22 protein-coding genes are annotated in these 21,951 nt (G+C 37.1%); 15 read left to right on the top strand and 7 right to left on the bottom strand.

What is annotated here, in order from left to right; all coding sequences use genetic code 11:
• Positions 1-7: 7 nt before the first annotated feature.
• Complete coding sequence (accD, locus tag V6W77_RS04800) at positions 8-901, bottom strand: acetyl-CoA carboxylase, carboxyltransferase subunit beta (RefSeq protein WP_334235319.1); 894 nt, start codon at positions 899-901, stop codon at positions 8-10.
• 308 nt (positions 902-1,209) lie between these two features.
• Here accD and mazG point away from each other — a divergent pair, with 308 nt between their 5' ends.
• The 7 genes from mazG to V6W77_RS04765 all read left to right on the top strand — a co-directional run bounded on the left by mazG (position 1,210) and on the right by V6W77_RS04765 (position 7,901).
• Positions 1,210-1,992, top strand: coding sequence for a nucleoside triphosphate pyrophosphohydrolase (gene mazG / locus V6W77_RS04795; protein ID WP_283385896.1), 783 nt, complete (start codon positions 1,210-1,212; stop codon positions 1,990-1,992).
• 67 nt (positions 1,993-2,059) lie between these two features.
• Positions 2,060-2,782, top strand: coding sequence for a response regulator (locus tag V6W77_RS04790; protein WP_334253949.1), 723 nt, complete (start codon positions 2,060-2,062; stop codon positions 2,780-2,782).
• 63 nt (positions 2,783-2,845) lie between these two features.
• Complete coding sequence (gene cpxA, locus V6W77_RS04785) at positions 2,846-4,240, top strand: envelope stress sensor histidine kinase CpxA (protein WP_334253948.1); 1,395 nt, start codon at positions 2,846-2,848, stop codon at positions 4,238-4,240.
• Positions 4,241-4,274: 34 nt separating this feature from the next.
• On the top strand, positions 4,275-6,197 hold the full coding sequence (locus V6W77_RS04780; protein ID WP_334253947.1) for a MacB family efflux pump subunit: 1,923 nt from the start codon (positions 4,275-4,277) through the stop codon (positions 6,195-6,197).
• 66 nt (positions 6,198-6,263) lie between these two features.
• Positions 6,264-7,034, top strand: coding sequence for a Nif3-like dinuclear metal center hexameric protein (locus tag V6W77_RS04775; protein ID WP_334253946.1), 771 nt, complete (start codon positions 6,264-6,266; stop codon positions 7,032-7,034).
• A 172-nt stretch (positions 7,035-7,206) separates the two neighbouring features.
• Entirely contained in the window at positions 7,207-7,455 is a 249-nt protein-coding gene (locus V6W77_RS04770) for a hypothetical protein (protein WP_334253945.1), read from the top strand.
• Positions 7,452-7,901, top strand: coding sequence for a helix-turn-helix transcriptional regulator (locus V6W77_RS04765; RefSeq protein WP_334253944.1), 450 nt, complete (start codon positions 7,452-7,454; stop codon positions 7,899-7,901). Before V6W77_RS04770 ends, V6W77_RS04765 begins: the two co-directional genes overlap by 4 nt.
• Here V6W77_RS04765 and V6W77_RS04760 read toward each other — a convergent pair.
• On the bottom strand, positions 7,894-8,790 hold the full coding sequence (locus tag V6W77_RS04760; protein ID WP_334253943.1) for a DMT family transporter: 897 nt from the start codon (positions 8,788-8,790) through the stop codon (positions 7,894-7,896). The genes V6W77_RS04765 and V6W77_RS04760 overlap by 8 nt on opposite strands.
• Before the next feature lie 14 nt (positions 8,791-8,804).
• Positions 8,805-9,560, bottom strand: a complete 756-nt coding sequence (locus tag V6W77_RS04755; RefSeq protein ID WP_334253942.1) for a TatD family hydrolase — start codon at positions 9,558-9,560, stop codon at positions 8,805-8,807.
• A 174-nt stretch (positions 9,561-9,734) separates the two neighbouring features.
• On the opposite strand from V6W77_RS04755, the gene V6W77_RS04750 reads away from it, so the two are divergent.
• Positions 9,735-9,974: a helix-turn-helix transcriptional regulator gene (locus V6W77_RS04750; protein WP_334253941.1), complete on the top strand. Its 240-nt coding sequence runs from the start codon at positions 9,735-9,737 to the stop codon at positions 9,972-9,974.
• A 142-nt stretch (positions 9,975-10,116) separates the two neighbouring features.
• On the opposite strand, the gene V6W77_RS04745 is transcribed toward V6W77_RS04750, so the two are convergent.
• Both V6W77_RS04745 and uvrB read right to left on the bottom strand, forming a co-directional pair.
• On the bottom strand, positions 10,117-11,067 hold the full coding sequence (locus V6W77_RS04745; protein ID WP_334253940.1) for a hypothetical protein: 951 nt from the start codon (positions 11,065-11,067) through the stop codon (positions 10,117-10,119).
• Between the two features lie 2 nt (positions 11,068-11,069).
• Complete coding sequence (uvrB, locus tag V6W77_RS04740; RefSeq protein WP_334253939.1) at positions 11,070-13,088, bottom strand: excinuclease ABC subunit UvrB; 2,019 nt, start codon at positions 13,086-13,088, stop codon at positions 11,070-11,072.
• Between the two features lie 174 nt (positions 13,089-13,262).
• On the opposite strand from uvrB, the gene efeO reads away from it, so the two are divergent.
• From efeO to V6W77_RS04705, 7 genes are all read left to right on the top strand, one after another.
• The gene (gene efeO, locus V6W77_RS04735; RefSeq protein ID WP_334253938.1) at positions 13,263-14,078 is read left to right on the top strand and encodes an iron uptake system protein EfeO; all 816 of its coding nucleotides are present in this window, start codon (positions 13,263-13,265) and stop codon (positions 14,076-14,078) included.
• 10 nt (positions 14,079-14,088) lie between these two features.
• The gene (gene efeB, locus V6W77_RS04730; RefSeq protein WP_334253937.1) at positions 14,089-15,282 is read left to right on the top strand and encodes an iron uptake transporter deferrochelatase/peroxidase subunit; all 1,194 of its coding nucleotides are present in this window, start codon (positions 14,089-14,091) and stop codon (positions 15,280-15,282) included.
• A 9-nt stretch (positions 15,283-15,291) separates the two neighbouring features.
• On the top strand, positions 15,292-15,912 hold the full coding sequence (locus V6W77_RS04725) for a Fe2+/Pb2+ permease (RefSeq protein ID WP_334253936.1): 621 nt from the start codon (positions 15,292-15,294) through the stop codon (positions 15,910-15,912).
• 105 nt (positions 15,913-16,017) lie between these two features.
• Positions 16,018-16,917, top strand: a complete 900-nt coding sequence (locus V6W77_RS04720) for a siderophore ABC transporter substrate-binding protein (RefSeq protein WP_334253935.1) — start codon at positions 16,018-16,020, stop codon at positions 16,915-16,917.
• A 90-nt stretch (positions 16,918-17,007) separates the two neighbouring features.
• Positions 17,008-17,976: an ABC transporter permease gene (locus V6W77_RS04715; protein WP_334253934.1), complete on the top strand. Its 969-nt coding sequence runs from the start codon at positions 17,008-17,010 to the stop codon at positions 17,974-17,976.
• A 31-nt stretch (positions 17,977-18,007) separates the two neighbouring features.
• Complete coding sequence (locus tag V6W77_RS04710) at positions 18,008-18,907, top strand: iron chelate uptake ABC transporter family permease subunit (protein WP_334253983.1); 900 nt, start codon at positions 18,008-18,010, stop codon at positions 18,905-18,907.
• Between the two features lie 17 nt (positions 18,908-18,924).
• Positions 18,925-19,683 carry an iron ABC transporter ATP-binding protein gene (locus V6W77_RS04705; RefSeq protein ID WP_334253933.1) on the top strand — a complete coding sequence of 253 codons (759 nt, stop codon included), beginning with the start codon at positions 18,925-18,927 and terminating at the stop codon, positions 19,681-19,683.
• Positions 19,684-20,016: 333 nt separating this feature from the next.
• On the opposite strand, the gene gdhA is transcribed toward V6W77_RS04705, so the two are convergent.
• Positions 20,017-21,357 carry an NADP-specific glutamate dehydrogenase gene (gene gdhA, locus V6W77_RS04700; protein ID WP_334253932.1) on the bottom strand — a complete coding sequence of 447 codons (1,341 nt, stop codon included), beginning with the start codon at positions 21,355-21,357 and terminating at the stop codon, positions 20,017-20,019.
• Between the two features lie 202 nt (positions 21,358-21,559).
• Positions 21,560-21,901, bottom strand: a complete 342-nt coding sequence (gene bamE, locus V6W77_RS04695; RefSeq protein ID WP_025235950.1) for an outer membrane protein assembly factor BamE — start codon at positions 21,899-21,901, stop codon at positions 21,560-21,562.
• Between the last annotated feature and the right edge of the window lie 50 nt (positions 21,902-21,951).

Here is a 21,951-nt window from a genome sequence, read left to right as displayed (position 1 = left end):
TCGTTCATTATTCTACATTTTCAACAATCAATTCTGCCGTTTTAAATGGCGTTGGCTGATTGGTTAATTTTGCACAAATACGAGCAAGAGCATCACGCATCTCTTTACGAGGAACGATCATATCAATTGCACCGTGTTCTAATAAGAATTCCGCACGTTGGAAGCCCTCCGGCAATTTTTCACGTACAGTTTGCTCAATAACACGAGGACCTGCAAACCCGATTAACGCTTTCGGCTCGGCAATATTAATATCACCTAACATCGCAAGACTTGCCGAAACACCACCTAAGGTTGGGTCAGTTAATACAGAAATAAACGGTACGCCCTGCTCTTTCATTTTCGCTAAAATTGCACTGGTTTTTGCCATTTGCATTAATGAAAATAATGCTTCTTGCATACGAGCTCCACCTGATGCGGAGAAACAGATGAATGGAATTTTTTCTGCTAAGGCTTTTTCCGCTGCTTTTACAAATTTTGCACCAACAACAGACCCCATTGAGCCGCCCATAAACTCAAAGTTAAAAGAGGCAGTAACAACAGGCATATTGTGTAATGTGCCTGAAAAAACAATAAAAGAATCTTTTTCGCCGGTCTGTTTCTGTGCCGCAGTTAAACGATCTTTATATTTTTTTAAATCCTTAAACTTCAGCACATCTTGCGGCTCCAAATCAGCTGCAATTTCAACCGCTGAATCTTTGTCTAATAAGTTTAATAAGCGTGTGCGAGCATCAATACGCATATGGTGATCGCATTTTGGACATACGTGTTGATTACGTTGTAATTCTTCGCTATAGAGAACTTGCTCACAGCTTGTACATTTTGTCCAAACTCCCTCTGGGATTTTTGATTTTGTATTACTTGATGATGAATCTCTACCTAAAATTCTGTCTAACCAGCTCATTTTTATTCCTTTTGGATTGAGTTGTGGGATAAATAAAATTCTTGCTATTAAAGCATAAATTACCGTTTTTTGATATGTTTTATTGACATATCAGATCTCTAACTATGCGTATATGTTCGATAAAAAAACGCAACAAGGAGAATAACAAGCATTATCACAATTTGAATTAAACGTTTCTTAGTTAATTTTTCTGCTGCCATTTCGTTCCTAGTTTTGCTAAAAATTACCTTATTATAAGCGAAAAGGTCGTTATTATGCTAGAATTTGCAAAATTTTCATAAAAATCGACCGCTTGTAAAAGGAAAAATATGGCAACTATCGACCAATTTCTTGAAGTTGTAAATCAACTTCGCCACCCCGAGCACGGCTGTCCGTGGGATTTAAAACAAAATTTCGACACAATGCTCCCCCATTTGCTAGAAGAAACTTATGAAGTTGCCGAAGCTATTCATACTAAAGATCGATCTGCTCTGCGTGAAGAGTTGGGTGATTTATTGCTTCAAGTGGTTTTTTTAAGTCAGCTTGCGAAAGAAGAAGGATCTTTTAGTTTTGATGATGTGGTAAACGATATTCACGATAAATTGATTTATCGCCACCCACATGTTTTTGGCGATGTGAAAGCAGAAAATAGTGAAGAGGCATTAAAAAGTTGGGAGCAGCAAAAAGCCAATGATGCTAAGCATAAAAATCAACAATCTATTTTAGATGATCTTCCGTTTGCACTACCAGCACTTACTCGAGCCGATAAATTGCAAAAACGTTGTTCCAAAGTGGGCTTCGATTGGGATAATCCGCAAGAGGTGTTAGAAAAAGTAGAAGAAGAACTTGATGAAGTAAAAGCAGAAATGGCTCAATATCCAAATCGCTCCAAAGAATTGGCTGAAGAATTAGGGGATTTATTATTTGCAATTGTAAATTTATGTCGTCATTATCATACTAATGCTGAAGAAAATTTACGAAATGCCAATCTTAAATTTGAAAAACGCTTTAGAAAAATCGAACAAGTAGTTAAAAATACAGGAAGAACTGTAAATGAGTGTAAATTAGCTGAATTAGATGCGATTTGGCATCAAATAAAAACAGTAGAATAATTTGTTTTGCTTGCTATAATAATGGACAATTATTACTTATAACAAAATAATCTATAGGAATTAGGCTATGTCAAAAATCTTATTAATAGATGATGATATTGAACTGACTGAATTATTAACAGAGCTGCTCTCATTAGAAGGATTTCAAGTAAAAGTAGCTCATAATGGTCAAGAAGGTTTAAATGAATTAGAGACTAATCAATATGATTTAATATTATTAGATGTGATGATGCCTGTATTGAATGGCGTAGAAACATTAAAACGAATAAGACAAAAATATGTATTACCTGTTTTAATGTTAAGTGCGAGAGATGACCAAATCGATCGTATTTTAGGTTTAGAATTAGGTGCTGATGATTATCTACCTAAACCCTTTAATGATCGTGAGCTAGTGGCTAGAATAAGGGCTATTTTAAGACGTACTGTTCCCCAACAACTTCAAGTAGATAATAGCCAAATTGAAACAGGTGTGGCTGAAGCTGCTTCTAAATTACTACAATTTGCAGGGGTACAATTACACTCAGGTCGCCAACAAGCATCCTACCAAGGTAACGATTTAGATTTAACAGGTACAGAATTTGCATTATTACAACTTTTAATGCGTAGCCCAGGTCAAATTTTATCCAGAGAGTTGTTAAGTTTGGAAGTTTTAGGTAAACAATTAACACCTTACGATCGTGCTATTGATATGCATATATCTAACCTTCGTAAAAAATTACCGGAACGAGAAGATGGTTTACATTGGTTTAAAACATTAAGAGGAAAAGGTTACTTATTAGTAACTGAATAATATTTTCCAAATCCCTAAATAATAGAAATTATTTTAGGGATTTTTATTCTACTATTATTATATATGCCAAATTTATTTAAAAAATATTTAAACTTTAGAAAACGCTTAGCCTATAAACTTGTTACTTATTACGGTTTATTGCTTAGCTTATTTATTATAATTACTTTTAATATTGATAAATTTGATTCAAGAAAATTTTCACCTATTTCGCAAAAAGACCAAGTCTATTTCAAACATGAAAGTCTTGAGACCGAGCAAAATTTAAATTTAGATGAAGTTTTTGAACGGAATTTATCGGTAGAAACAGCTAATGGTTACGATATTATATTAGAAGATGAAGAGACCGGTAATTTAAGTGGTGTAAACCAAAGTAATATTAAGTCATTACAATTCTTTATCTATCAGTCTCAACAAACTAAAGAGCCTTTGCAACGCCGTTTTGAAAATATTGAAATATATGGACCATTTGTTGTGCATTCTAGTACTCATACTTATAATCAATATTTTATTAAAGCTGTAGATGCTCAACAAGAATGGCTAAATACAATTTTAGACTCTCCATTATTAATAACATTAATACTCTTGTTTTTAGGTATGCCATTATTGGTGTTGTTATCCTTTAAAATCACCAAACCAGTTCAAAATCTAACCGCTTCTGCTAATGCTATTGCCACTGGACATTTAGAGCCTAATCCTAAACTTGAAAAAGAGGGAATTTATGAAATAAGAGAGGTTGGAAAAAGCTTTAATCATATGGTAACAAGTTTAAAAGACTTAACTGAACAACAACAGAGAATGATTTCTGACGTTTCTCACGAGCTAAAAACCCCTTTAGCAAGATTGCAATTAGCAACTGCTATTTTACGTCGCAAAGCAGGAGAGCTTCCTGAAATTAATCGAATTGAAAATGAAATTGGTAAACTTGACCAAATGATCAAAGATTTACTCGTCATTTCTCGACAAAAACTGAATTATCAAATTCATAAGAAAATATTTAAAATTAATGAAATCTGGCAAGATGTTATTGAAGATGCTAAATTTGAAACTTCACAAAATAATATTGTTCTTATTGTTAAACAAAATATTGAAAATCCGGCACTCTATTCTATTAATGGTTCTCAGGATTCCCTTGCTAGTGCATTGGAAAATTTAGTTCGTAATGCACAAAAATATGCGAATCAAATTATAGCTATTTCAATAGATATACAAGATAAAAAATTAATTTTAGTAGTTGAAGATGATGGAAAAGGTGTACCAGAAGATGAATATGAAAATATTTTAAAACCTTTCTATCGTGTAGATAAAGCCAGAACGAGAGAAACAGGCGGCACAGGTTTAGGCTTATCTATTGTGCATAATGCGGTACAACAACATCAAGGTGATATTCATTTAACAAAAAGCGATATGGGTGGTCTAAAGGTAGAATTAGCTATTCCGCTTTGGGCACAACATTCCTAAATTTGTAAAATTTATGAGAAAAACGACCGCTTGTATGAATTTAATCGAGATTGAAAATCTAAATAAATATTTCGGCTTGGGAGAAAACCAAGCCCATATTTTAAAAAATATTAACCTTATCATAGAACAAGGTGATTTTGTTGCGATCATTGGGGCATCAGGCTCCGGAAAATCCACTTTGATGAATATCATCGGTTGTTTAGATACCGCAAGTTCAGGTATTTGCCGTATTTCAGGCAAAGAAACTCAGCAAATGACCGCTGATGAGCTTTCTGACCTACGCCAACGTAAATTCGGCTTTATTTTCCAACGCTATAATCTATTGCCTGCTCTTACCGCCAATGAAAATGTGGCTCTACCTGCTATTTATGCAGGTATGGATACCACATCTCGCAAACAACGTGCCGATAATTTATTAGCTAAACTGGGATTAGATGATAAAACACACAATCGCCCCAATGAACTATCAGGTGGGCAACAGCAACGTGTGAGTATTGCTCGTGCATTAATGAACGGTGGCGAAATTATTTTAGCCGATGAGCCAACAGGTGCATTAGATTCAAAAAGTGGTGAAACGGTGCTGGAAATCTTACGAGATCTGCACCAAGAAGGTCATACCATTATTATGGTAACACACGATCCTAACATCGCCGCTCAAGCCAGCCGTGTGATTGAAATTAAAGATGGCGAAATTATTCGAGATGAACGCCAAAAACCTTATTCAACAGAACTTAAACTTAATAAAACACCCCATAAACAACCTCGTTTTTTTGACCAATTAATTGAATCCTTCAAAATGGCGAGCAGTGCTATTTTAGCTCATAAAATGAGAGCATTACTCACGATGCTTGGTATTATTATTGGTATTGCCTCAGTGATTTCCGTTGTTGCATTAGGACAAGGTTCGCAACAGCAAATTCTTGCGAACATCAATAATTTAGGCACAAATACAATGGATATTCTCAACGGTACAGGCTTTGGCGACCGACGAGCCAATCTTACTAAAAACCTAACCATTAGTGATGCATTAGCATTAAGCCGACAAAGTTATGTTGAAAGCACAACACCATCAAGTAATGTGAATGCAACCTTAATCTATGGCAACAATGCGGTAACTGGTTCTGTGCGTGGTGTCGGCGAAGAGTTTATGGACGTAAAAGGGCTGAAGCTCATTTCAGGGCGTTTTTTCACGACAGAAGAAGTGAAAAATGTTGCTCAAGTGATTGTGATAGATCCCAACACGCAAAAAGATTTAGGCTTACCTAATCCGGTGGAAGGCGAAATTATTTTAGTGGATAAAAAACCACTTCAGATTATTGGTGTGGCTCAACAAGCCAATGCAATGAATCAAACCAGTCTAACGCTTTGGTCGCCTTATACCACGATTATGCAACGTGTTTCAGGGGCAAAACAGATTGATTCTCTTACCGTTAAAATTAAAGATAATGTCGAAAGCCAAACGGCGGAAAAAAGCATTACTGAGCTACTCACTGCCCGACACGGCAAAAAAGATTTCTTTATTATTAACAGTGATAGCATCAAACAAACCATTACCGATACTACTAATACAATGACATTACTCATTTCCTCTATTGCCCTGATTTCATTGATTGTAGGTGGTATTGGCGTAATGAACATTATGTTAGTTTCGGTAACTGAACGAACCCGTGAAATCGGTGTGAGAATGGCAATTGGAGCAAAACAACGTAACATTTTGCAACAATTCTTGATTGAAGCCGTTGTGATTTGCTTGATTGGAGGCGTAATTGGTATTTTATTGGCAAGTAGCATTATTTGGGCGTTTAATAATTTAGGCTCAAACTTTAAAATGATTCTTTCGCCGGAATCCGTCATTATTGCAGTACTCTGCTCTACCCTTATCGGCATTGTGTTTGGCTATATCCCGGCTCGCAATGCATCAAGGCTTAATCCGATTACAGCTCTTGCTCAAGAGTAATGATAAATCGTAAGGGCAAATTGCAATTTGCCCCTACATAATTATTTCATTTTGGAGGAAATTAAAATGACAATAACCAATATTGAACTAGAAAAAATTCTCAACACAAAACTAGACAGCTCTGCGATTAATGACTACGCCCCAAACGGTTTACAAGTTGAAGGCAAAAAAGAAATCAAAAAAATCATTACCGGCGTAACTGCCTCACTCCCTCTGATTGAAAAAGCGATTGAGAAAAATGCAGATGCAATTTTAGTCCATCACGGTTATTTTTGGAAAAGTGAAAACCCGTGCATTCGTGGTATGAAAGGTAAACGCATTAAGCAGCTGTTAGTGAATGACATTAATCTGTTTGGCTACCATTTACCGCTTGATATCCACCCGGAACTAGGTAATAACGCTCAACTAGCGAAGCATTTAGGCGTAGTAAATTTACAAGGTTTAGAAAATACCCCAAGTTCTATTCCAATGTATGGCGAATTAGAAACACCGATTTCTGCGGAAGAACTGAAGCAAAAACTCGAAAAAACGTTACAACGCACCGTTATTTTATGCAATGAATTTACTTCATCGCCACAAAAATTGATTAAAAAAATCGGTATCTGTTCAGGTGGCGGACAAGGCTATATTGATCTCGCTTTTGAAAAAGGCTGCGATGCGTTTATTAGTGGTGAAATTTCCGAACAGACTACCCATTCTGCTCGTGAACAAGGCATTTACTATTTCGCCTGCGGACACCACGCCACAGAACGGGATGGGGTAAAAGCTCTCGGCGAATGGCTGGCTCAGCAATATGGATTAGACGTAGAATTTATTGATATTGATAATCCTGCATAATTCAAAACAAATACAAGCGGTTGAATTTATTTCATTTTTTGTAATATAAATTCAACCGTTTTTATTTCTGCTTATATATTAATTTTGCGATCTAGTTCGAAAAACTTAACACTAAGACTTGCCTTCCTTTTTATAAAGGTTATCTTATTTTTATTACCATTTTTGTTTACATTTGCAAACAATTTTTATACTATGTGAGTCTAAACACCCAAATAAACATATACAAGCTGCTTTAGATTACGCAGTACAGAATGGTTGGGAAATCTTGAAATCAGGCAAATCAGCCCATTCATATTGCCGTTTACGCTGTGTCTTAGGACATAGCGAACACCAGATGAGTGTATGGAGTACGCCGAGATCACCAGAAAACCACGCTAAACAAATTATTCGTAAAGTTCACGAATGTGGAGAAAAACAATGACACTTTATCACTTTTCTATATTAATTCGAGATGCAGAGAAAGCGATGCCAAATTTAGAAGATATCTTATTTGAAGCCGGTTGTGATGATGCCTTAATCTGTTTTTATAATCAAAGTGTCTATTTAGAATTTGATCGTGAGGCAAAAACAGCACAAGAAGCTATTCAATCTGCTTTTAATGATATCCGTCAAGCGGGATTCTCAGACTTAGTGTTACAAGAGGCCGGAGTTAGCTCATTAAGTGAAATTGCTGCTAGAACAGGGCTAACACGTGCAGCAATTTCTAACTACGCAAATGGTAAACGAGAAAAAGATTTCCCTCGCCCAATTTATGGTGTTGCTAGTGGTTCAGCACTTTACTCTTGGAAAGAAGTCGCAAATTGGCTCTATCAACGTAAAAAAATTTCCAAAATGCAATGGGAAGTAGCAGAGTGCAGCATTAACTAGTGGATTTATTTTCCTTCCCTTCCACATAAGTAATATAAACTGTTGCAGCAATAATAATGGCAGCTCCTAGCCATAATTTACCCGGTGGTACCCAGTTAAAAACGAGCCAGCCGGCTAATACATTGAGCGGTAACTTAATAAAATCAAACGGTTGAATGTAAGAAGCATCTGCTAAATTATAGGCTTTTGCTACTGCTAATTGAGCGAGAGCGGTTAAAAAACCGAGTAAAATTAAAAAGCCGAAATCGCTCCACGAAGGAAGGCTAAATCCGCTTGGGCTAAGATTAGTTAAAGCAATCAACAAGTTAAACGGCGTGATTAAAATAAACAGATAAGCAACCATTGTTGTTGGGCTGTCATAACGGGAAAGTTTTTTAACCATCAATGAATAGCCCGCCCAGAAAAAGGCTGCGGCAAGTGGTAATAATGCAATCAAGTTAAAATTATCGCTCCACGGTTCTAAAATAATCATTGCACCGACAAAACCAAGTGCGGTAGCAACCCAGCGTCTTTTGCCGACGTGTTCTTTTAAAAATAACCCAGAACCGATAGTAACAAAGAGCGGGGATGTCATCAGTAACGCAATCCCCTGCCAAATCGGCAATTGGTTAGCTAATGCCATTGTCCAACACTGAATACCGATTGCGGAAAGAAAAATACGAAAACAATGTTGCCCAAAATGTGCCGTCTTTAATGATGAGAAAAAGCCGACATTATTCATACTTGGCACAAGAAACACAAACGCAATCAGATATTGCACTAATGCAATCACACTAGAGTCAATCGGCGAGATGGAAGTCAGCTTTGGAATAAGCGTATTAATGCAGGCAAACAACACACCTGCGGTGATAATTGCAATTGCCCCTTTAATCGGTTGATGGTTTTTCATAGATTTAATAAATTCTATTTAGTGAGATAAAATGAATACGTATTTTGGCTGATCTGTTCTGCCACCACTTTTTCTGGCAACTGCTTAATTTCCGCTAGTTTTTGGATTATGGCAACGAGTTGCTGAGTAATTTCTACAGGCTTAAATCCCTCGTGTTGCCAAGGGGCATCAGTTTCAATTAAAAGCCGCTCTAACGGAAACGTCTGAGCGACTTTTTGCGTTTTCGGGTTAGCCAAAATATCGGGCGTAAGACTAACAAAATAAGGGGTTAAAAGCAATTTTTCCAACGTTTCATTACTTGCTTTAAACCAATGGAAATGGGCTTTTTGAATTTGATGTCTTGCCAGCAATTCAAGGGCAATTTCCGTATCCTCATACACAATATGCAAATTTAACGGCAAATCATACCGCTTGCTTGCCACAATAAAACGCTCTAACAAATCAATATAAGGCTGATAATCTAATGCCGGATTTTCTCGCTTCAGATAATGCGGCAGTCCCACTTCGCCACAAGCGGTCAATTTATGATGATTTTTTGCAATGAAATCGAATAACTTTTCAATTTCATTCTGCAAAGGTAACGCCTGCTCAGGGTGAAAACCTGCGGCAATGTAGAGATTAGAATACTGCTCTTTTAAACACAATAATTTTTCACAACTGGCTAAATCTGTTGCCACAGCAAGTACACCTTGTAAATTAGACTGCTGCAAAATTTGCTTGATTTCTTCATCTGAAAATTGATTGAGATGGATATGGGTGTCGAAAAGCATTTTTTCTCCTTTGAGAACAAAGATTTCTTCACAGAATAAATCTAAAATCAAGTAATAAAAACAATTTTTTATAACCAAAGTGTCTATTTAGAATTTGACCAAGAAGCCGAAACGGCACAAGTAGCGATACAATCCGCCTTTGATAATCTCCGCCAAGCCGGATTTTCAGATTTAGTGTTACAGGAAGCGGGTGTCAGTTTGTTAAGTGAAATCGCTACCCGAACAGGCTTAACCCGTGCAGCTATATCTAACTATGCCAATGGCAAACGAGCCAAAGATTTTCCCCGCCCTGTTTACGGTGTGGCAAGTGGCTCAGCACTCTATTCGTGGAAAGAGGTTGCAAATTGGCTTTATCAACGAAATAAAATCTCCAAAATGCAGTGGGAAGTGGCTGAGTGTGGAACATTGAGTTAATTTGTAAAAAATGGAAGAAATTTGACCGCTTGTTAGATTGAAGAAGGATGTTGATAGTCCCCGTCTCCTGACGGGTACTAAACAAAATTAAGATACTCGTCAGAGACGAGTAGCGAGTAGAGAATACGGAAAATAAATAACTCTATTTATTCTTGGAGTTTGGAACTGTAATATCTCCTAAATTATTTATTGAATTAGATGTTCTATAATTATTACCTGTTAACGCAATTTTAGTAATAATTATGAAGTTTCTCATTTGAGAATCACTATACTCACTATTTTCTGGAAAATCTTTAGGGTTTCTAATTCTATGAATAACCTTTCTAATATAAAATAAAAAAGCTATCGTAGGCATCATTAATGTTATATTTTGTAACACCTGAACCATATAGCTATTATCTTGTTTCATGATATTCCACACTTCTAATTCAGGATTATTAAAATGCATAATAAGTAGAATCAAACCACTAATAGGAGATCCTAGAGTTAGAATAATTAAAAATAATGCTCCTATCCTTTCTAGGATACTAACCTTCGAATCACCTAAGTTGTTTCTAGAACTAAGATTCAAATCACAAATCCTACCTTCCAAAGATATAGGCAAATTGGGATCATTTTTCACAAAAAAATCACAAACAATCCATTCATCAGGATTTAAATAATCAAAATCCACTATAAAGATATTATCCTGGTTTTTATTATTCATAAAAAAATCAATCGAATTATTATATATAATTGGGTTGCCTATCATAATTAAATCATCATCTAACTTAATCCTTAAAGGATCTTTATCAGACAGGTCATTTTTTCTTATAGCTTCAACTCCATTATTCCATATCCTAGCCCGAATACAATATACTGAATCTAACTCCTTATCCGTATATTTATCCACAACCTTAAAGGGATAACCAATATCTTTACCATTACATCTTGTTTCAATAACTATTCCTCTATGAATAACATCAAATCTAATAGATTTTTTACTCTTTACATTCCTAGCTATAAAATATCCAACTATGAAACTAACAATAATTCCTAGAGTGAAAATTATGATATCTTTTAAAGTAATACTAAATATAATTTCATTATTCATTTTTAAATCTCCAACAAATACGCCTTCAACTGCTGCAACTTATCCCTCGTCGCAGCTGCTTTTTCAAACTCTAAATTCGCTGCAAATTCTCGCATTTGTTGCTCTAACACTTTCAACTCTTTTTCCAATTCTTTACGGGACTTCGGTTTGTAGTCGTTTGCAGAATTTTCCGCTTTTTTGACCGCTTGTTTGCCTCGTTTTGGTTTGTCGGATTGCCCGATGTCGAGCAATTCGCCCACTTTTTTGTTCAACGCTTGTGGGGTGATGCCGTGTTCTTCGTTATATTTCATCTGCTTTTCACGGCGGCGTTCGGTCTCAGTAATTGCTTTTTGCATTGAGTTGGTAATGCGGTCGCCGTATAAAATCGCTTTGCCGTTGAGGTTTCGGGCGGCACGTCCGATGGTCTGAATTAACGAGCGTTCGGAACGTAAAAAGCCCTCTTTATCCGCATCAAGAATGGCAACCAGCGACACTTCCGGCATATCCAAGCCTTCTCGCAGTAAGTTGATACCGACCAGCACATCAAACATTCCCATACGAAGATCGTGAATGATCTCTACCCTCTCTACAGTATCGATGTCGCTGTGTAAATAACGCACTCGCACGCCGTGCTCATCCAGATAATCGGTTAAATCTTCCGCCATTTTTTTGGTGAGCGTCGTAACCAGCACTCGTTCGTCCACTGCTACTCGCTTGTGAATTTCGGAAAGCAAATCATCCACCTGCGTAGCCACCGGGCGGACTTCGATAATCGGATCGAGTAAGCCTGTTGGACGAACGACCTGATCGACAACATCAGGATTTTTCTCTAATTCATAGGCTCCCGGTGTTGCCGACACATAGATCGTCTGTGGCGAAAGGCGTTCAAACTCTTCAAATTTAAGCGGTCGGTTGTCAAGAGCAGACGGCAAACGGAAGCCATACTGTACCAAAGTTTCTTTTCTCGCTCGGTCGCCCCGATACATTCCACCGATTTGTGGCACAGTAACGTGGCTTTCATCAATCACCAAAATACCATCTGTCGGCATATAATCAAACAAAGTCGGCGGTGCTTCGCCCTCTTTTCTTCCAGACAAATAGCGTGAATAGTTTTCAATACCTGAGCAGTAGCCTAGCTCGTTCATCATCTCAATATCAAACTGAGTACGTTGAGCAATGCGTTGCTCTTCCAGCAATTTATTTTCTTGAATAAAGTAAGTTCGGCGTTCGGCAAGCTCTTCTTTAATCTGCTCAATCGCATCTAAAATTCGTTCTCGCGGCGTAACATAGTGCGTTTTCGGGTAAATCGTGTAGCGAGGCACTTTACCGAGACTATGCCCCGTAAGCGGATCGAACAATGAGAGATTTTCAATTTCGTCATCAAACAACTCAACTCTTAAAGCCACTTCATCACTCTCGGCAGGGTAAATATCAATCACATCACCACGAACACGGAAGGTTGAACGCTGGAATGCCTGATCGTTGCGTGTGTATTGTAACTCGGCAAGGCGAGTGAGAATTTCACGTTGCCCAATCATTGCTCCTACTTGCAAATGCAACATCATCTGCATATAGGCATCAACATCACCCAAGCCGTAAATTGCCGACACGGAGGCAACTACAATGGTATCTCTGCGTTCTAAGAAAGATTTAGTGGCGGAAAGCCGCATTTGCTCGATCTGCTCGTTGATGGAGGCATCTTTCTCAATAAAGGTATCACTTGCCGGCACATAAGCTTCGGGCTGGTAGTAGTCGTAGTAGGAGACGAAATACTCCACCGCATTTTCAGGAAAAAAAGCTTTCATCTCGGCATAAAGCTGAGCGGCGAGCGTTTTATTTGGAGCAAGTACCATCGCAGGGCGATTAAGTTGTGCAATGACATTCGCAATCGTGAATGTTTTCCCCGAGCCCGTTACACCGAGCAAGGTTTGATGAGCCAAGCCGTCATTTAAGCCTTCCGTTAGCTTGGCAATCGCCGTCGGCTGATCGCCTGAAGGTTTGAATGGAGAATGGAGAATAAAAGGTTTGTGCTGTTTGCTCATATCGTTCCTACCTGAAAATTTAGTTTATTTTAGCATAAGCAAGCGGTCTTTTTTCGCTAAAAATTTACAAATTAAAATGTGAAGTTGCTCACAAAATTTTTATTTTATTTTTGAGAATAATTCGCAACAGTATTATTATTCAGTTCAACATATTTCATTTTAGGAGATTTTATTATGCGTTTAACCAAACTTGCTTTTGCCCTTTCTAGCTTTTTTATCGCCGCTCACGCAGTGGCGTTAGATTTAAGCAAAGAAACCGAAACTTACAAACAATTTGTGATTGAAGAAATCGACCAATTAGTAACAGGCACAGAAAAATTTGTTGGTTACCTAGAAAAAGGCGATGTGCAAAAAGCAAAAGAAATTTACCCGCTTGCAAGAATGCATTTCGAGCGTTCAGAGCCAATTGCAGAGAGCTTTGGTGATTTAGATCCGCGTATTGATGCCCGCCTGGCTGATTTAGCTGAAGAAGGTAAAACGGAAAAAGATTGGTCCGGCTTCCACAAAATCGAAAAAGTGTTGTGGGAGAAAAATACTACTAAAGGAACGAAAGAAACTGCTGACCAATTACTCAATGACGTAAAAGAGCTACGAGCTAAAATTCCAACCGCAGAAGTTACACCTGAGTTAATGATTACAGGGGCGGTAGATTTGCTAAACGAAGTTTCTACTACTAAAGTAACGGGCGAGGAAGAAATTTTCTCAAAAACCGATTTGTATGATTTCAAAGCCAATATTGAAGGTGCTGAGAAAATTTATCACATTTTCAAACCTCAGTTAGAAAAAGTAGATGCACAACTTTCGGCTGAAATTGCAAACCGTTTTGCTGCTGTAAATGGGTTGCTGGAAAAACATAATAAATCCAAAACAGGCGGGTATGATTATGTAGGCTATGATACTCTTTCAAAAGCCGATATCAAAGCTCTTGCAGAAGCCGTGAATCAACTGGGTGAACCATTAGCTCAATTAGGTGTACTTTTAACTAAATAATGGGGTAAAAATGATGGCAGAAAATCGTTCTCGCCGTGATTTCTTAAAACACTCCGCATTAATAGGAGCAGGCTTATTGTCTGCTCCTGCTTTTGGTTTAGAATCACGTCAAATTCCACAAAAAGCACAAAATCAATACGCTTTTTATGGCGAACATCAGGCTGGTATCACAACACCGGCACAGAAGCATATCTACTTTCTAGTACTTGATTTAGACACTCAAAATATTGATAAAGTGAAAAGCATTTTCCAAAACTGGACGACCTACAGTAATAACCTCACGCAAGGTAAAAATGTGAAGCCTTATAGTGAAAATGCTTTTCTCCCACCTAATGACACAGGCGAGGCAGATAGTTTATCGCCGCAAAATCTGACATTGACTTTTGGTGTTAGCCCAAGCTTTTTCAGTAAATTAGGCATTGAAAAATTCAAGCCTACTGAACTAAAAGAACTCCCCCATTTTCCTCGAGATCAACTTCAAGCTGAATACACTGGTGGCGATATTTGTATTCAAGCCTGTGCTGATGACCCGCAAGTCGCCTTCCACGCAGTGCGGAATTTAGTTCGTGTAGCTCGAGGCGAGGTAAAAATGCGTTGGTCGCAAATGGGATTTAACTCTTTTATTGATGAGAGAACGCCTCGTAATCTGTTTGGCTTTAAAGATGGTACAGCGAATGCGGATACCTTAAAAGAACAGGAAAATACCATTTGGGTACAAGATAGTTGGTTGAAAGGTGGCTCTTATTTAGCCGTTCGCCGTATTAAAATGTTTTTAGAAACTTGGGATCGCACCCATCTCCGCTCGCAAGAAGAGACCTTTGGTCGCCATCGGGATTCAGGAGCCGGGCTTGGACATCAGCACGAATTTGAGGCTTTAGATTTAGAGAAAAAAGATGAAAAAGGAAATCTTGCGATCCCTGACATTTCCCATACTCATCTTGCGAATAAGACAGGACTTAAAATACTTCGTCGGTCATTTTCCTACTCTAGCGGTATTGATGATAAAGGACAATTTGATGCAGGCTTGCTGTTTATTTCATTCCAACAAAGTCCCGAGCAATTTATTAAAATCCAAAATGCGTTAGGAAATATAGATAAAATGAATGAATATATTACCCATATCGGCAGTGGCTTATTTGCCTGTTTTGCGGGTGTAAAAAATGAAAACGACTACTTGGGTAAAGCCCTTTTTGATTTAATTTGAGGAGGATAAATGAAATTTAAAAATTGGCTACTTCTTTCGTTGCTTTTCTCAGCAAATCAAATTCCAGCTAAAGTGAATGTTAACCCTTTATTTGTGCAACTTTCTGATGCAATGACAGAAGCAAAAAAGGGCGAAATTGCAAAATCTCAGCAAAATTTGACCGCTTTACAGCAAAGTTTTATCAATCTTGAACAAAATGAGTCTGTTGCTGGCATTCAAGTAAAACACTCCCTTCAATCAGCGATTGGTAACCCAAATGTGGAAACCTTAGAGCAACTTGCAAAAGATCTCTATGCCTTTGAAAAGGAGCAAAATCCTGTCAATTACGGTGCAAAACATCAAGATTTCATCGAAAAAATGACACCGCTTTATGTGGAGCTAAAATTGGCTACTCAAGAAAAAGAGCTCACAAATATTAAAAAAGCAGCTCGCCAGTTTGGGCGAAATTGGGCAAAACACGAAAAGGCGGTGAGAGAAATCAGCTTAATCCATTATGGCAAATTTGAACGTATTCTAGGTTTACTACGAATTGCGGTTAATGCGGAAAAAACTGCTCTCGTCAAAATTGAAGAACTTGTGGCAGAATTAGGTATTGTAATGGCAGAATTCAACCAACTTGAGGTTAAATAATCTCACAAGGATAATTTACTCTTGAATATGGCTTTAGCTTCTATATTGCTTAAATTTGAGTTAAAATATTTGAGAATTATTTTCAATAAAACAGGGAGTTGTTCAATGTTCAAAAAAGCACTATTTACTTTAACCACAATAGCATTATTTACCGGCTCTGTACTTGGAGCAGAAGTTACCATTCCAACTGCTCGTGGCGATGTTACCTTTACTGAAAGCCCGACTAAAATTGCGGTATTTGACACAGGCAGCCTTGATACTTTACAAGCCTTAGGCGTAAAAACTGACGGTATGCCGGAGGTTAAAGTGATTCCTTATTTAAAAACAAGTGCTGAAAAAGCAACTAATGTCGGTACTTTATTTGAGCCAAATTTAGAAGCCTTGCATAGTTTACAACCTGATTTAATCATTGTAGGTACTCGCAGTGCAAAAAAATTTGATGAGGTAAGTCAAATCTCAAAAACCATTGATATGACCGATAATGGCGATAAACTCATCGAAAGTGGGTTACAACGTATCGATTCTTTCGGCAAATTATTTAATAAAGAAGCTGAGGCTGAAAAACTTAAAACCGAAATTAATACATTACTTGAGCAAACAAAAAATGCAGTAAAAAATAAAGGAAATGGACTTATTGTTCTGGTGAACGGTGGTAAAATTTCAGCATTCGGTTCAGGTTATCGTTTAAGTTGGATTCACGAGAACTTAGGTATTCCAATGGCGGATGCAAGCATTAAAAATGCAGGACACGGTCAGCCGATTTCATTTGAATTTATTCAAAAGTTAAATCCTGATTGGTTATTTGTGCTGGATCGTATTGCGGCTATCGGTCAAGAAGGACAATCTGCTCAACAAGTATTAGATAATGAATTGATCCGCCAAACTAAAGCTTGGAAAAACGGTAATGTCGTTTATTTAAGCGGTGCATCATATTTAGCACCGGGTGGCTATGAGCAAATGAAAACCGACTTACAGACCATTAAATCAGCGTTTGAGAAAAAATAATTAACCTTACAAGCGGTCGTTTTTTATAAAAATTTTGCATCATTGTATTGCAAAAAATCAGTAAAAAATGACCGATTGCATTTATATCTTATGTTCTCTTTTTTTAGATTAAATCTTCTTATTTTATTGTTACTCATTCCAATCAGTACCAGTGTGGGTGTTGCTGATTTTAACTGGAGTGAGATATTCAGCTCTGCCGAGCAAAGTAAGCTCTTTTTTGTCAGCCGTTTACCAAGAACTCTTGCGGTATTGTTAGTAGGAGCAACGCTCGCCGTTGCGGGAATGGTATTGCAGATCGTCTTAAAAAACCGCTTTATTGAGCCAAGTATGATTGGAGCAAGCCAAAGTGCAGCTATTGGTATTCTTATTGCGAGCTTAATGTTTCCAGCCTCTACATTGATGCTGAAAATGTCTATTGCTACAGTCAGCACATTAATCGGAATCAGTATTTTTATACTACTTATTCGTAACTTACCGCCTTATCAACAATTGATGTTACCATTAATCGGTATTGTATTTGGCAATGTGATTGAAGCAATTTCCACTTATATTGCTTACGAAAACGATAGCCTACAAGTTTTATCTGTTTGGTTCTCAGGCGACTTCTCGGGCATTTTAGCTGGTCGCTATGAATTACTCTGGCTTACTGCAATTTTAGCAGTGGTTGTATATGTGATGGCAGATAAATTAACGATTGCCGGGCTAGGCGAGAATATTAGTACAAATTTAGGCATAAATTATAAACAAATGACGTGGTTAGCATTGATCGTTGTTGCGATGATTACCTCTATCGTCGTGGTAACCGTTGGGCAAATCCCTTTTATTGGTTTGGTTGTACCTAATATTGTTTCTCGTATTGCCGGTGATAGACTACGCCAAAATCTGCCTACTGTGGTGGTATTGGGTGCAAACTTGGTGCTCTTTTGTGATATTTTAGGGCGTTCAATTAATGCCCCTTATGAAGTGCCGATATCCACTATTTTTGGTATTGTTGGAACTGTTATTTTCCTCTATTTATTAATAAGAGAAAAACGTATTGAAGGAAAATATCGTGGTTAAATCTCGTTTTATTATTTTAGTCCTGAGTTTAATGTTATCCATACTCTTTTACCTTACTTATAATGCTAAAGGGAATTGGGATTTCATTTTAACTTTTCGAGGTAAAAAATTAATTTTACTCTGCACTATTGCCTATACAATTGGGGTTTCAACCTTATTATTCCAAACGCTTACACATAACCCTATTTTAACCCCCAGTATTTTAGGTTTTGATGCTCTCTATCTGCTATTGCAAACATCATTAGTCTTCTTTTTTGGTGGAATAGGCTTTACTCAACTTGATCCTAGTCATAAATTTTTCTTTGAAACATTGCTAATGTTAGGAGCATCTTTATTACTGTTTAGCTCATTAACTCAAAATAAATCGGATTTACCCCGAATGATTTTAATTGGGGTCATTTTTGGTGTTCTGTTTAGAAGTTTAAACAATTTATTACAACGAATGATTGATCCAACGGAGTTTGCTGTTGCTCAAGGCTCATCATTTGCTTCATTTAATATCACAACACCAACTTTACTTTGGATTGGTTTAGGCATTGCTCTTTTATGTTCTATCTGGGTTTGGAGGCAACGCCATAAGTTAGATATCCTTTTGTTAGGTCAAGATAAAGCTGTTGGACTTGGATTAGAATACTCTCGTTTTTCTCGCCAATTACTCATCTGCTGTGCCTTGTTAGTTTCAATTTCGACTGCATTAGTTGGACCTATTCTATTCTTAGGATTACTGGTTTGTGCAATTGTTAATGCAATTACTCCAACTATTCACCACAGTGTACGCATTCCGATGACGTTTTTAGTTTCGGCGATTACGCTTATTTTAGGGCAAGCCATTTTTGAGCAAGTACTGAAAATACAAGGTGTACTCAGTGTAGTGATTGAGTTTGTAGGGGGAATTGTCTTTATCTATCTCATTTTAAAACGGAAAAAATAATATTAATAAGGAATAAAATGATAACAGTAAAAAATATTCACCATAAAATTGGTAACACTACCATTTTGAATAATATCAATTTAACTATTCCAAATGGCGGTATTACTGCATTAATCGGAGCAAATGGAGCGGGCAAATCAACCTTACTTTCCCTTATTGCACGTTTAAAAGATATTCAAGAAGGCGAAATTCACTTAAATAATCTTAATATTGCAAGAACGCCTTCTCAAAAAGTGGCTAAGCAGTTAGCAATTCTAACGCAAGACAATGTTATCCATAGCAGAATCACAGTAAAAGATTTACTAATGTTCGGGCGTTATCCTCATCATCAAGGCAGAATAACACAACAAGATCACAATATTGTGGAAGAAGCCCTTGAACGCTTTGATTTAGTTGATTTTTCTCATCGTTTCTTAAATGAATTATCTGGCGGGCAACGTCAGAGAGCGTTAATTGCAATGACTTTTTGCCAACAGACTAATTATATTTTATTAGATGAACCACTTAATAATTTGGATATGTTTCACGCTCGTGAATTAATGAAACTACTACGTCAATTAACTGATGAACTAGCACTAACCGTAGTAATGGTAGTTCACGATATTAACATCGCTGCCGCTTATGCAGATACCATTGTGGCAATGAAAAACGGCACTATTGAAAAGATAGGCTCTCCACAACAAATTATTACAAATGAAAATCTGAAAGCCGTATTTAATCTTGACGCTGACGTTGTGGAATATCAAGGAAAACCCTTAGTTATTCATCATATCTAAGCTTATAAGATGTAGGCAAAAGACTAAAAGCATATAGGGTAAAAAGTGGCTTAACGCTTTATATTGTACTAATATACCATTTTAACCATAAAAAAAGCCCCACTTCTGGGGGCACTCGGAAAGCAAATTTATGTGTTAGGTTGCTAGATACAACACTTATTCTTGTTGCGTTAAGATTAAGTGAATTTTTGAATGCTTTCAAACAAATTTTGTGAAAAATGCTAACTAATGTTTAAAATTGTGATCTACTTCATATTTTTCTTATTTAATGCAGTAAAACTCCAATATAAAAAGCCCTCAATAATGAGGGCTAAATAATAAAGTGGATAGGGATTAAACGATACCTTGCTCTAACATTGCATTTGCCACTTTTTTGAAGCCTGCAATGTTTGCACCATTTACATAGTTGATAAATCCGCCTGATTCAGTACCGTTTTCCACACAGTTTTCGTGAATAGATTTCATAATATTGAATAAACGTTGATCAACCTCTTCACGACTCCAAGATAAGCGAATTGCATTTTGGCTCATTTCTAAACCAGATGTCGCAACACCACCGGCATTTGCAGCTTTACCCGGTGCATAAAGGATTTTTGCATCAATGAAAACTTCTACACCACCTAGTGTTGTTGGCATATTTGCACCTTCTGCCACGCAGATACAGCCGTTTTTCACTAATTCTTTCGCATCTTCAGTATCTAACTCGTTTTGCGTTGCACAAGGTAGTGCGATATCACATTTAACACCCCAAGGTTTTTGACCTTCAAAGTATTTTAACCCTTGCTCTTTTGCATATACTGACAAACGTTCACGACGTTCATTTTTAATTTCTAATAATGCATTGAATTGCTCTGCTGTCATACCTGATTCAGGGAATAACACATAGCCATTTGAGTCAGAAACAGTCAATACTTTACCACCTTTTTGGATCACTTTTTCAGCCGCATATTGTGCTACATTACCTGAACCTGAAATTACGACTGTTTTGCCTTCAATTTTCTCGCCTTTAGTTGCAAGCATTGATTCTGCGAAGTAAACCGTACCGTAACCTGTTGCTTCCGGACGAATTAAGCTACCACCCCAAGTAAGAGATTTACCTGTTAATACAGAAGTAAATTCATTGCGTAATTTTTTGTATTGACCGAACATATAGCCGATTTCACGACCGCCTACGCCAATATCGCCTGCCGGTACGTCTGTATCTGCACCAATATGGCGATATAACTCGCTCATAAACGCTTGGCAGAAACGCATTACTTCCGCATCAGATTTACCTTTAGGATCAAAATCAGATCCCCCTTTACCACCACCCATTGGTAATGTTGTTAAGGCATTTTTGAATACTTGTTCAAACGCTAAGAATTTTAATACACCTAAATCTACTGTTGGATGGAAACGAATACCACCTTTGTATGGACCGATTGCTGAGTTCATTTGCACACGATAACCACGATTTACCTGCACTTGACCTTTGTCATCTACCCAAGTTACACGGAAACTAATCACACGCTCCGGCTCAACAATACGCTCTAATAAACCTTGTTGAGTATATTTTGGATTTTTTGCTAAGAATGGAGCAAGACTACCAAATACTTCTTCAACTGCTTGGTGAAAAGGTGCTTGGTTAGGATCGCGTTGTTTGATTTTTTGGAAAAGGGCGTTTAAATCGCTCATTTGATACTCCTGAAATTTTTATATGATGTTGTGTTTTAAGATGTGTGAAGTCTAACAAGCAAATTTATGTTTGAAAAGAGGAATTAGAAAAATTTATTATAAAAATTAGAAAAATTAGGTGTAAATGCTTGTTTTTTACCCAAAACAGAAAGCCCACCTTATTTAAAAGGTGGGCTTTCTTTAATTTTAGTATTAGATTTTGTTATTTCTGCTCTGCACTTGCATTGCTGTCATCAATTTTTGAAACTAATCCATTCGCATCAAAATAAACAAATAAATTACGTTGCTCCGGGTCTTTATAACCTTCACGTTTAATAAAGACATAATCCCAACGATGTGTATCAAAAATATTTTTAAGCACTGGTGTGCCAAGTAAATATTCTACTTGCTCGGGTGTCATACCCACTTGAAGCTGTGCAATTTTATCTTGTTCTAAGTAATTGCCTTGTGGCACATCAATTCGATACACCACTTTTTCTACTGTTGAGCAGGCAGTTACACTCATTACAACTAAAAGTGTTGCTAAAAGAGATTTCATTTTCATAGATTTGACCTTTTGATAATACAAAATTCAGATAATTAGATAATACCTAA

Origin of the sequence: Mannheimia indoligenes, from assembly GCF_036880405.1 — a bacterium.
Classification (GTDB): Bacteria; Pseudomonadota; Gammaproteobacteria; order Enterobacterales; family Pasteurellaceae; genus Mannheimia; species Mannheimia indoligenes.
The sequence above is the reverse complement of the archived record's forward strand: the minus strand, read 5'-3'. Positions and strand labels throughout refer to the sequence as shown.